The organism is Dyadobacter koreensis (assembly GCF_900108855.1).
In the GTDB taxonomy this organism is placed as follows: domain Bacteria; phylum Bacteroidota; class Bacteroidia; order Cytophagales; family Spirosomataceae; genus Dyadobacter; species Dyadobacter koreensis.
On sequence record NZ_FNXY01000005.1, the window covers coordinates 355,579 to 368,324 of the forward strand.

9 protein-coding genes are annotated in these 12,746 nt (G+C 41.5%); 4 read left to right on the forward strand and 5 right to left on the reverse strand.

Going from position 1 to position 12,746, the window contains the following annotated elements:
- Window positions 1–28: 28 nt before the first annotated feature.
- The 4 genes from BMY70_RS17175 to ettA form a co-directional block, all read right to left on the reverse strand.
- Window positions 29–631 (reverse strand): LOG family protein, encoded by a 603-nt coding sequence (locus BMY70_RS17175; RefSeq protein ID WP_090337263.1) that lies wholly within the window; start codon window positions 629–631, stop codon window positions 29–31.
- A 36-nt stretch (window positions 632–667) separates the two neighbouring features.
- Window positions 668–2,050: a UDP-N-acetylmuramate--L-alanine ligase gene (locus tag BMY70_RS17180; RefSeq protein WP_090337266.1), complete on the reverse strand. Its 1,383-nt coding sequence runs from the start codon at window positions 2,048–2,050 to the stop codon at window positions 668–670.
- A 131-nt stretch (window positions 2,051–2,181) separates the two neighbouring features.
- Entirely contained in the window at window positions 2,182–4,443 is a 2,262-nt protein-coding gene (locus BMY70_RS17185) for a T9SS type A sorting domain-containing protein (protein ID WP_177197052.1), read from the reverse strand.
- Between the two features lie 363 nt (window positions 4,444–4,806).
- Complete coding sequence (gene ettA, locus BMY70_RS17190) at window positions 4,807–6,474, reverse strand: energy-dependent translational throttle protein EttA (RefSeq protein WP_090337270.1); 1,668 nt, start codon at window positions 6,472–6,474, stop codon at window positions 4,807–4,809.
- A 71-nt stretch (window positions 6,475–6,545) separates the two neighbouring features.
- Between ettA and BMY70_RS17195 the strand changes: the two genes are divergently transcribed.
- Entirely contained in the window at window positions 6,546–7,826 is a 1,281-nt protein-coding gene (locus BMY70_RS17195) for a DUF349 domain-containing protein (protein ID WP_090337274.1), read from the forward strand.
- Here BMY70_RS17195 and BMY70_RS17200 read toward each other — a convergent pair.
- A complete protein-coding gene (locus BMY70_RS17200; protein ID WP_090337277.1) occupies window positions 7,812–8,846 on the reverse strand; it encodes a LacI family DNA-binding transcriptional regulator in 1,035 nt (344 codons plus the stop codon). The two genes, BMY70_RS17195 and BMY70_RS17200, sit on opposite strands and share 15 nt — an antisense overlap.
- Before the next feature lie 284 nt (window positions 8,847–9,130).
- On the opposite strand from BMY70_RS17200, the gene BMY70_RS17205 reads away from it, so the two are divergent.
- From BMY70_RS17205 to uxaC, 3 genes are all read left to right on the forward strand, one after another.
- Window positions 9,131–9,742, forward strand: a complete 612-nt coding sequence (locus BMY70_RS17205; RefSeq protein ID WP_090337280.1) for an RNA polymerase sigma-70 factor — start codon at window positions 9,131–9,133, stop codon at window positions 9,740–9,742.
- Between the two features lie 245 nt (window positions 9,743–9,987).
- A complete protein-coding gene (uxuA, locus tag BMY70_RS17210; protein WP_090337282.1) occupies window positions 9,988–11,178 on the forward strand; it encodes a mannonate dehydratase in 1,191 nt (396 codons plus the stop codon).
- A gap of 53 nt (window positions 11,179–11,231) precedes the next feature.
- The gene (gene uxaC / locus BMY70_RS17215) at window positions 11,232–12,659 is read left to right on the forward strand and encodes a glucuronate isomerase (protein ID WP_090337285.1); all 1,428 of its coding nucleotides are present in this window, start codon (window positions 11,232–11,234) and stop codon (window positions 12,657–12,659) included.
- Window positions 12,660–12,746 lie beyond the last annotated feature (87 nt).

Sequence of the window (12,746 nt, forward strand, 5' to 3'; positions counted from 1 at the left end):
GGTGTGTTATGATAATAGAAAACGAAATTTACTTTTCTATATTTTTCACATACAACGATGTATCAAGCGGGTTATTTTCTTTCTCGCTTAGGTGGTATGCCTGCATTTTTTCCAGAAGTTCGGCGGCATTATCTGCAACGATCAGAAGATCCCGGTTTTCGATATGTAAAAAACCTTCCTCAACGGTCTTATCTAAATGTGCGATCAGGTGATCATAAAAACCGTTGATATTCAGCAATCCGATAGGTCCATGGAAAATCTTCAACTGTGACCAGGTCAGGATTTCAAATAATTCGTCCAAAGTCCCAAATCCACCGGGCAGCGCTATGACCCCATCTGAAAGCGAGACCATCTTTGCCTTTCTCTCGTGCATCGTTTCCACAAAATGGAGTTCGGTCAAGGTTTTCTGAGCAACTTCCAGTTTGGCAAGAAAGTTAGGAATAATACCGGTTGCCGATCCATTATTGTCCATTGCGCCATCTGAAACCCGGCCCATAAGCCCCATATTGCCGCCACCGTAAATGAGCTTGATATTATTTTTAGCTAACGCAATGCCTAATTCATAAGCCGATTCACTGTAAACCGGCTTATTCCCAAAATTTGATCCGCAATAAACTACGATGGACTGCATTGAATTTGTCTTTATTTCCTTTTAAACGATTATTCCTTATTTGATAATATCTTCGACCAAGCCGTTCAGGTCGAGCTCTCCGAAAGTTCCGGAGCTCATCAACAGTAAGTTAGATTGTTTCCACTCCTGTTTTTTTAGAAAATTCGATAATTCACTGCTATCTGTGAAAACATTTAAATCCTCACGTTTGAAAGCTTCGCGAATATCGCTTTCAGAAATCGGCTCTAATCTTTTATGTTCAACGGTCAATGGATTGTAATAAACTACTGCCACATCTGCTGCATTTAATTTACGACGATACTGTTTCAGGAAAGTTTTGTTAAGGCTGCTGAAAGTATGCAGTTCTGCTACGGCGACCAGCGTTCTTTCCGGAAATTGCGCTTTCACTGCCGAAGTTGTCGCTTCCACTTTAGAAGGAGCATGCGCAAAATCACGGTAAATATTGATTTCACTGTTGCTTCCTAACAATTCCATGCGTTTCGAAGCTCCTTTAAACGTTTGAATTGCAGCATAAAAATCTTCATCGGTGACACCCAGGCGCTCACAAACAGCTCTGGCTCCGCTGATATTTTTCATATTGTGTTCCCCAAAAACTAAAATAGGAACATCACCTTGCTCAGCTGTTGTGAGCAAAGTTTTTCCGTTTTCAATTTTATATGGATGTGCCTGATAAGGTATGCTAACAACATCGGCACGTTCTTTCTGACCAATTACATCCAGCATATCATCCGTCTGGTCAAATATGATGGCACCCGCTTTTGGTATAGAATCTGCTAGTGATTCGAATTGTTTAACATAAGATTCCCAGGTTGGGAAAACATTAAAATGATCCCAGGCAATACCGCTGATGAGCGCGACGTGAGGCTGGTAATGCATGAATTTGGGAGTTTTGTCCAGAGGGGAGGTGAAATATTCATCACCTTCGATCACGATGACCGGAGCTTCATCAGAAAGTTTTACCATGTTTTCAAACCCTTCGATCTGCGCGCCAACCAGGTAGTTGAATATGCGTTTGTTGACGTTCAATACATGCAGGATCATGGAGGTGATCGTTGTTTTGCCATGGCTTCCGGCGATCACCACGCGCTGTTTGTCTTCGCTCTGTTCAAAAATATATTCAGGATATGAATAAACTTTGATACCCAGATCCTGAGCTTTTTTCAATTCCGGATTATCTTCCCGTGCATGCATCCCTAAAATGACAGCTTCCAGATCCGTCGTAACTTTTTCAGGAAACCATCCCATTTCAGCAGGAAGTAAATTATGTTTTTTTAAACGGCTTACCGACGGCTCGTAAATCTCATCGTCAGATCCCGTGATTGTGAAACCTTTTTGCTGCAATTCGATGGCGAGATTGTGCATCACACTGCCGCCTATGGATATAAAATGTATTTTTCGGGATTGGGTATTTTGACTCATTATTATAATCGGAATGACTGATTCGAAGCGAAGTTAGTAAGAATTGATCTTTGGGCAAATGCCAAGCAAATCGCCTTTGACAAAAATAGTCAATCGGGCGTCATAAAGACAGTCAATTTATTGAAGCTATCTCAGCCTTTCTTTACAAATTTCAGTGTTTCGAAGGCACCATTTTTTGAAATGAACCTGATAAGATAAGTGCCTTGGCTTAATGATGTGATATCAATTTCGGGTTCAGGCTTGCTTCCGGAATCAAATATAATATTCCCGGAAGTACTTAAAATTTGGACATTTTTTATTCCTTTCCAGTTTTCAGTCGCAATTACCAATTTGTTACTGGCAGGATTAGGGTATATGGATAAGAAAGTTGAGTGTTCAAATTGCACACTTCGGATGGCACTAAATGCAAAAGTTTCATCCCGGTCAATCATCTTTAAACGATATAAGTTCTCACCTGACGCCGGGGAATTGTCAGTAAATGAATAATTGGAGATGGATTGGTAGGTATCTCCATTTGATTTGACACTTCCTATTTTATTCCATTTTTTCCCATCCAGGCTAAGTTCTATTTCGAAACGATCGCTATTGGTTTCCGAAGTTGTCTGCCAGGTTAATTGAGTAGTTTTATTTTCTTTGGTCGCACTAAATTCAACCAAAGTTACGGGGAGGGGATTTTCACTGAGCAAGGTAGTCGTCGAAGTTTTCGGCATACATCCGCTTCGGCTTGTTTTTACGGCATAAACATAATTTCCAGGCGTTGAGGGTACTGTAATTTCAACTGAGTTTCCGGTTACGTTACTGACTCCCTGACCATTCCAGGTGAATTTCGCACCGTCACATTCTCCTCCCGAGCAGGCTACCGATAAAGTTGTTTTTGCTCCGGGCTTGGGTTTGTTATTTGAAGCCGCAGCATTAATTGTAAAAGTACAAGGCAACAGATTATATGAATCCCAAAGGTTATCCCAATAGCCTTCATCCGACATCTTAATCGATTTTGGAGTATTGTCAGTTGCGCCCCAATCCATTCCACCGTTTTTCCATTCCTCAAACAGATAATTTTCAGTAAAGACATTTGGATAAATATTAACCGGAATTGCGGGAGAGCGGGCAGGGGCTGTGTATGTATTGTTCACAAATTCGGCCCGGCATTTGGCGAGTGCAGGTTTCAGTTGGTAAATTTCAAGATCGGTGAAATGCATTGCGATATGGACATAATTTGTACCATGTTTGTATGCTCTCGGCAGCCATTCCATCGGAAGATTTCCTTCCAGGCCGTTACCGCCACGAGGTTCTCCCAAATCTTCCGGATCAAATTCTACGGCCGCTATTTTATTTGAATTGGTTCCTTTCACAATATCCGGGACCGAAATTTTTCTCCACAGATCCCAGGGGTTTGTTCCATCGGAGCTATAAATACCATCTGCAAGCTGCAGTGCCAATGGAATGGTACTGTTATGAAGATGTCTTAAATTCCCTTGTTGAGAGCCGAAATCGGAGATGAAATATAAAACCTTGATCGAAGCACTATGGCGTTTTACGAGCCGGTAAAAACCTTCGAATTTCTTTAACAGCCCCCAGCCTGCAAACCGATGCAAATCTTTTCCCATATCAGAAGTCCAGTTCCCGTCCATCGGCTGCGGAGCATTTTTTATTTCATATTCCTGATTTCCCCATTTTGCCGTTGTTTTGTTTGGAAAACGTAACGGAAGAAATTTTTCCCGCCATGCTTTAACGGCAGCCTGTTCATATAAACCGGGATCGGGATTGCCGTTATTGAAAGGCATTGCAAATTCTTCGGCCGGACTATTTCCCATTTGCACATACAGTAATTGCGGATAGTACGCTGAAATCTGCGTCAGCACGTCGTCTACAAAAGCGTAAAAGCGGGTCGTTGCATAATCTGAATACATCGACGGGCAGGCATATGCAATTTCATTCCTTACAAAAGCACCGAATCTGGTCTGGGCGATATCATCGGTGGAAAAATAGCTGTCGTTCCAATATCCCGGTCTCTGGTAAGGAAAATGCAGTGCGAATTTCATTCCCGGTTTTAGTGCCAGAATAGCTTTTACGGCTTCTACAATTTGTTTCCGCTGATAATTTCCCGGAGTCGGCTCGTATTGGTGCCATTCAATATGCAGCCGGACAGCGGTAACACTTGCATCCTGACCGTTGTAAGAAATGTTTACAAACTTTTTAATGTAGTCCCACTGTTCTGCATTGATTCCATTGGCTTCACTTTTATTAAAACCGTAGCCGGTTGTATTAATGATAAGCTCGGTTTGAGCGGGCAGATACGTTTGGGAAAGAAAGATTAGAAAAAGAACAAGATAAAATTTCTTTAAAAATAAGGACGAAGAAAGTCGCTTTATGAAGGTTTTTTTTCTGTCCATATAGCAAGAGTTTAGCATTGATCATTTCCGTTTCAATGTTAAACATACTATATAATCGTAGAATAAATACTATAAAATTGGTCGTTATGTCACCAATCTACCTGTATCATAAAAAAAATTTGCGTGAATTAAGTTCTGTTCCGGGTTTAAGAAGATGGTTTTAATATCTAACATTATATGTTTTCTCAGATAAATTACTTTTTATTGTTATCAATAGAGCTTTTTAGAGTAAATTATTAAACGGTAAAATTTTTACTATAAATTTTATTAAGAAATGTTTTTTCAAAAGATGACTCTAAAACAAAAGACGACTTCACTTTGTGTGAGCCGTCTTTTGTTTTCAAATATTATTTGTTAATCTTTTCAGGCCAGTTTTTTGTACTTGATTCGGGTAGGCGTAGACTCGTTGCCAAGTCTCTTTTTACGGTTTTCTTCGTACTCCGAGAAGTTTCCTTCAAACCAGTAAACCTGCGAATCACCTTCGAACGCAAGAATATGTGTCGCTACGCGGTCAAGGAACCACCGGTCGTGGGAAATAATTACAGCACAACCAGCAAAATTTTCCAGACCTTCTTCCAATGCACGAAGCGTGTTGATGTCCAGATCATTGGTTGGCTCATCTAATAAAAGAAGATTTCCGCCTTCTTTCAATGTCATCGCCAAATGGACGCGGTTACGTTCTCCGCCTGAAAGCGTTCCTACTTTTTTCTCCTGATCACCGCCCCCAAAATTAAACCTGCTTACATAAGCACGTGCGTTAGACTGTTTTCCAGCCATCATGATCCAGTCATTTCCGTCGGCAATGCTTTGATATACCGTTTTATTGGCATCAAGATTATCATGTTCCTGATCCACATAAGCGAGTTGAACGGTATCACCAACGTCAAAATGTCCTTTCAGAGGTTTTAATTCTCCTGTAATCAATTTGAAAAGCGTTGTTTTACCGGCACCGTTCGGTCCGATAATTCCAACGATACCGTTAGGCGGCAATGCAAAATTCAGGTTTTCATAAAGAAGACGATCGCCGAATCCCATCGAGACGTCATGCGCTTCAATTACTTTATTACCCAGTCGAGGACCTGCCGGGATAAAGATTTCCAATTTATCTTCTTTTTCTTTTCCTTCCTGTCCTAATAATTTTTCATAAGCACCCAGACGTGCTTTTGATTTTGCCTGACGGCCTTTTGCACCCATCCGAACCCATTCAAGCTCACGCTGTAAAGTTTTCTGACGTTTTGATTCCGTCTTTTCTTCTTTTTTCAGACGTTCTTGTTTTTGTTCCAGCCAGGAAGAATAATTTCCTTTAAACGGAATTCCTTCACCACGGTCTAATTCAAGAATCCATCCTGCTACGTTGTCAAGGAAATATCTATCGTGGGTAACCGCGATCACAGTTCCTTTATATTGTCTTAAGTGTTCTTCCAGCCAAAGTACCGATTCCGCATCCAAATGGTTAGTCGGTTCATCCAGCAATAATACGTCTGGCTGGCGAAGCAATAATCTGCACAAGGCGACGCGGCGTTTTTCTCCACCTGATAATGTGGAAACCAGCGTATCGGAAGGTGGGCAACGCAATGCATCCATGGCAATTTCAAGACGGTTGTCAAGATTCCAGGCATCAGTCGCGTCCAGTTTTTCCTGAACTTCGCCTTGTCTTTCCAATAATTTGTCAAAATCGGCGTCTTCTTCTCCGAACGCTTCGTTGATTTTGTCGTATTCTTTTAGAAGATCCACAATTTCTTGCACACCTTCTTCAACAACTTCGCGAACGGTTTTGGTCGGGTCAAGCTTTGGTTCCTGTTCCAGCATGCCGACAGAATAGCCAGGAGAAAACACAACGTCCCCCTGAATGTCTTTATCTATACCTGCAATGACGCGTAAAAGTGTAGATTTACCAGAGCCATTTAACCCTAGTACACCAATTTTAGCTCCATAAAAAAAGGATAAATAAATATTTTTTATGATATGTCGGTTGGGGGGAATGATTTTGTTAACTCCCGACATTGAGAAAATAATGGTTTCGTTACTCATTTTTTAGTTAATTTGTGCTTAGCAAATATCGTTATATATCCCTACACTTAGCAGATAAAAAACTTTAAAGAATGGAAAATGCCACATTGAATGACGAATACGGCTATGTTAAAGACAGCAAAGTATTTTTAAAAGGGTATCTGGAGTACCCGGATCGGCAAATTGGAGAAGTAAAAAGGACGGAGCAGGAAGCAATTGATTATTTCAAAAACCGGTTTTCTATCGTACTTAACAAGGTAGAGCAGCTGGAAACTGAGATTGATGAAGCGCTTAACAAGGGCTCGTACTTGACAAAACTTATACAGTTGCAGCGAAAACTGATAAGTTTTGACGCACTTGGGGATTTTGTCCCCTTGTTGGAAAGGCTTCAGGAGAAGGAAGAGTATCTCAGAGGTTTGATTGAGGTAAATCAATTAAAAAATCTTGAGATCAAACGCGCACTGATTGAAGATGTGAAAGAAGCGGCAGCCATTGAAGATTATGCTGTGGCCACAGATCAAATTCAGGAAATTAAAGCAAAATGGATTCGCACAGGTCCGGTAGAAAAAGAATTTCAGGATGAAGTAGAAACAACTTTTCAGGAAATTCTGGATAATTTCTTCCAGAGACGCCGCGATTATTTTGACGAACAAAACAAAATTAATCAGGAACGTATCGATGAATATGAGCGCCTGATTAAAATTACAAAAACTTTAAGCTACTCGCGGGATCTTGATGATGCTTACAACAAAGCGCGTGAAGTTCGTGTGGCGTGGAATAATGTCGGGGAAGTTCCTCCAAAGAGATTCTTTAAGGTCAACAAGGCGTACCGCCATTTCCTTAAATTATTTTATGACAAGTATAACCTTGCCAAAGGAATTGAGCCAAAAGTACGTGTTGACCCAAGAATTGTTGAACAACAGGCTTTACTGGCTCGCGCTGAAACTTTATTGAGGCAGAAAGACATTGTGGAAGCATCGCAGGAAGCAAAAGTGTTGTTAAGCAAATGGAAGGAGATCAAGATACCCTTCAAACTTGCTGATAAAGAATTAGCTGAGCGTTTCCGTTCTGTATGTGATAAGATTTTTGAGTTAAGTTATCTGGCTCGTGTTATCAGCCGAAAATATCCTGCTTTTGAAATGAAGAGCGAGGAAGAACAGCTGCGTACGAAACTCAGAGAACTAGAGTGGCTTGCCAAACGTGAGAAAAGTGATCTTGAATTTGCGATCATCGAGTTTGACAGAACTGCTACCGGCGACCCTGAGCAGGATAAACAAGCACAGGGACGCATTAATATCCAGAAGCGTAAAGTGGCAATGAAAGAGAGAATTTTATCTGAATTTGAAAGAAAGTTAAAATCAATTACTAACTAATTCTTTCATAGAAGATTGTCTTATAATAAGGTTCGAAGTAAGCACCCTGGTCTCGAAAGCGGCCGGGGTGCTTTTGCTTTCGATGAGGTCTAATAATAATGTTGCGGCAAGCTGGCCCATTTCAAACGACGGCTGTGCAACTGAACTTAGCGGTGGGTCCAAAAGTGAAGAAATGGAAAGATCTGAAAATCCTACCAGGGCAATATCATCAGGCATTCGGTAGCCAAGCTGGCGCAGTGCCCAGTGTACACCGATCGCGATCCGGTCGCTTGCAGCAAAAATTGCGTCCGGGCGGTTTTTTAAAGCCATTAATTGATAGGCACGTTCCGTTCCGCCAGCCTGATTATATTCGCTGCTGACAACCCATTCGTCATGAAATTCAATTCCATGTTTTGTCAATGCATCCTGATAACCTTTTAAACGGTTACGGCTGATGGATAAATTTGGTGGTCCCGCGATATGAGCAATACATTTGCATCCCCGGCTTATTAAATGTTCCGTGGCTTCAAAAGCTCCCTTGTAGTCGTCGACCCGAACCTTATGGCTTGGCGTCGACTCACTGACGCGATCAAAAAATACAACCGGAATTCCTTGTTCCTGCAATTCTATAAAATGGTCATGATTTTCCGTCTGGCTTGAAATGGAGACGATCAGTCCGTCCACACGCCGCATGGCAATGTGCCTGGTGTCGGCCAGTTCTCTTTCATAAGATTCATGACTTTGATAAATCATGGTATGGTATCCGCGGCTGTATGCAATATCTTCAACACCTCCGATGGCTGTTGAAAAAAATGGATTCGCAATGTCGGGAACTATGATTCCCAACGTTTGTGTACGGTTACGGAGTAAACTTAATGCAATAGGATTGGGCGAATAATTTAAAGACTCAGCCAGTTCGATCACTCTCTTTTTTGTCTCCTCACTTATTTCGGAACTGTCACGCAACGCGCGTGACACTGTTGATTTCGAAACATCCAGTTGACGTGCAATTTCCTTAATTGTAATCGAAGCCTTTCTCATATGTAGGGTGTATATTAAAATAATGCAATCGTGATATTATTTCTCCGAAATGAACTAACTGTTAAGAACTCAGTAAAGTAACCGTCACTAACCATGTTCCGGGAAAAAATACTAAATCGGGAACGGTTTCGGGAACGGTTGCGTAAATATATTGATTTTTTTCAAGATTAATTTTTGTATATCAACGAACCAATCATTAAACTAGACGAATGATTGCAATAGTTGCACTGACTGGTGCGTGCAGTAATCAAGGAATTTTTCTATATTAACCTACCCAAAGTTTAATGGAAACGAAATCATTTACTAATGCATTACCGACTACGTATTCTCAAAAAAGCGTTTTAGAGAATCTTTTTGGTAAGGTAGTCGCTAATGGAGATTATTATGCTTTTCGTGAATTGTTTACACATCATTACAGATCGCTTTGTAATTATGCCATGCGGGTGGTTGTAACCCGGGAAATTGCTGAGGAAGTGGTTTCGGATGTATTTGTGAAGCTTTGGAAAAACCGGGAACAAATTGAAGTGCATACTTCTTTCCAGGCTTATATATATAGAGCGGTTCGGAATCAGGCTCTTGATTATTTGAAATTACGTATCCATCGCCAGTACGAACGGGAGTCGCTCGACTCCGTGCAATGGAATCTGACACATGCAGATCATTACACACCGATTGAAGAAATGGCATTTAATGAATTCTACGAACGAGTGGAGGGCTGCATTCAGGATTTACCAAGGCAATGCCAGGTTATTTTCAGATTAAGCCGCGAAGAAGGTTTACGTTATCGAGACATTGCTGAGCGTTTGCAGATTTCTGTTAAAACAGTTGAAACACAAATGAGCCGCGCTTTGAAAGTGTTACGTGAAAGAGTCCCTGAACATCGGTTGGTAGCATAGCTTTCGGCTGTCAGCAGTCGGCTCTCGGCTTTCAGTTGATTGACTTGGAAGGCTCTTTGTTACTATTCTGTTTTAGAAATTATAAATATTTTATAAAAAATAGGTTTGCTGAGATTAACTTGGAGTGCCAAAAGTAGATTTGCTTAGGTACAAGTAGCTCAATAAATTGTTATAACTAAATCTGCTGAAAAGTAGGAGGCTTACTGGCTGACTGCCGAAAGCCGACTGCCGACAGTCACTAACATATGTCTTTAGAACAAACTTGGCGCTGGTTTGGCCCAAATGATCCTGTTACGTTACAGGATATCCGTCAGGCAGGAGCCACGGGAATTGTATCCGCATTACATCATATACCAAACGGAGTCGTTTGGGAAATAGACGAGATTTTAAATCGAAAAAACATCATTGAAGAGGCAGGTTTGTCCTGGTCTGTCGTGGAAAGTGTGCCGGTTCATGAGGCGATAAAAACACGCACGGGTGATTTTGAAAAGTATATCCGGAATTATCAGCAATCACTGATCAATTTGGGGAAATGCGGAATTGATACGGTTTGTTACAATTTCATGCCGATCCTGGACTGGACTAGAACAGATCTGGATGCGCCCATGCATGATGGTTCGACAGGTTTAAGGTTTGATGCGACCCAATTCGCCGCTTTTGATCTTTACATTTTAAGACGCGAAAATGCTGGTGATCAATATAATGAAGGACAAAAAACAGCTGCGTTGAATTGGCTGGAAAAAGCAACAGGCGATGAGGTTAATAAGTTGACCCGAAATATTATCGCAGGTCTTCCTGGTTCCGAAGAAAGTTTTACGATTGAAGAATTTCGTAAGGTCCTGGAGACCTATAAGCATATTGGTGATCTGGAATTACGCACGCATTTATATCAGTTTATTCAGGCGATTGCGCCAGTTGCAGAAGAAGCAGGAATAAATCTGGCAATTCACCCGGACGATCCTCCTTATCCGATTTTAGGATTGCCACGTGTTGTAAGCACTGAAAATGACGCAAATCTTTTGCTGGACGCCTATGACAGCAAGTCAAACGGACTTTGTTTTTGTACGGGTTCTTATGGCGTACGTGCCGATAATGACCTTTCGGGAATGGTTTATCGTTTAGGAAATAAAATTAATTTTATTCATTTGCGGGCAACAACCCGCGAGCCGGACGGAAGTTTCTACGAAGCGGATCATCTCAATGGAGATGTCGATATGTACAGTGTGATGCGCGCGTTAATTACTGAACAAAAAAGAAGAATTTCGGAAGGCAGAGAAGATTTGAGAATGCCTTTCCGTCCTGATCACGGACACAGAATGCTGGACGATCTTACCGCAACCAAGCGAATGAATCCGGGTTATACGGCAATCGGCCGGTTACGCGGACTGGCGGAATTGCGTGGTTTGGAAATGGGAATCAAAAGAAGTTTGGAATAATTATCAAGAAAGACTGAAAGCTGAAAGCCGACAGCCGACGTAAAAATTCAGCAATGATAGACACAAATACCACCGCCCAGAAAACGTTTATTGACGAAGATTTTCTCTTACGCTCAGAAACAGCACGCATATTATATCATGATTATGCGAAGGAAATGCCGATTATCGATTACCATTGCCACCTTCCGCCTGATCAGATCGCAGAAGATAAGCAGTTTGAAAACCTGACGCAGATCTGGCTTTATGGCGATCACTATAAGTGGCGTGCGATGCGCGCGAACGGCATCGACGAAAAATTTTGTACCGGAAACGCAGGCGACTGGGAAAAGTTTGAACAATGGGCGGCAACAGTTCCTTACACGATGCGTAACCCGTTGTACCACTGGACGCATCTTGAATTACTGAGGTATTTTGATGTTGATATCATCCTGAATAAAGATACTGCACGTGAAATTTATGATGAATGTTCTGCAAAATTGAAGCAGAAAGATTTTAGCGTCCGCAGTTTATTGAAACGTATGAATGTGAAAGTGATATGCACAACGGACGATCCGACAGATTCACTGCAATATCATCAGCAAATCCAGGATAGCGGTTTTGATATCAAAGTTCTACCGACTTTCCGGCCGGATAAGGCGATGTTGTTAATTGATTCACCTACCGATTTTCAGGAATATCTGAACAAATTATTTCAGGTAGCAGGTGTTTCGAACGGGAGTACGTACGAAGATTTATTGGCTGCGCTAAAAAATCGTCATGACTTTTTTGCAGAAATGGGCGGGCGCTTGTCAGACCACGGCCTTGAACATATTTATGCATCTTTCGACGAAGCCGCCGCGCGCACTGCACTGGCTGAAACGTTATCAGGCAAGACAAGTTCGGCTGAATTGCGTACCGCTTTCAAATCAGTTTTACTTTATGATCTTGCTAAAATGGATCATAGCAAGGAATGGGCGCAACAGTTTCACCTTGGAGCTTTGAGAAATAATAATTCCCGGATGCTTAACAAACTTGGACCGGATACGGGTTGGGATTCAATCGGTGATTACAGCCAGGCGCAGGCTTTGTCTAAGTTTTTGAATAAACTGGATTCAACAGATCAGTTGGCCAAAACCGTATTATATAATCTGAATCCAGGTGATAATGAAGTTTTAGCTACAATGACCGGTAATTTCAACGACGGAACCATTCCGGGAAAAATGCAATTTGGATCCGGCTGGTGGTTTCTAGACCAGAAAGACGGTATGGAAAAACAAATGAATGCACTTTCCAACATTGGTTTATTAAGCCGTTTTGTAGGTATGCTTACCGATTCCAGAAGTTTTCTTTCTTATCCGCGTCACGAATATTTCCGAAGGATTCTTTGTAACCTGATCGGTACTGATGTTGAAAATGGCGAACTGCCCAAAGATATTCCCTGGTTAGGAAAACTGGTGCAGGATATATCTTATTACAATGCCAAAAATTATTTTGGGTTTTGACGGTAGGATTTCTTTTTAAAACCTTATTGCAGAAAGCCGGTCTGATTTTGCAAATCGGCCGGCTTTTGGTATAACTTAGCGGTCAGT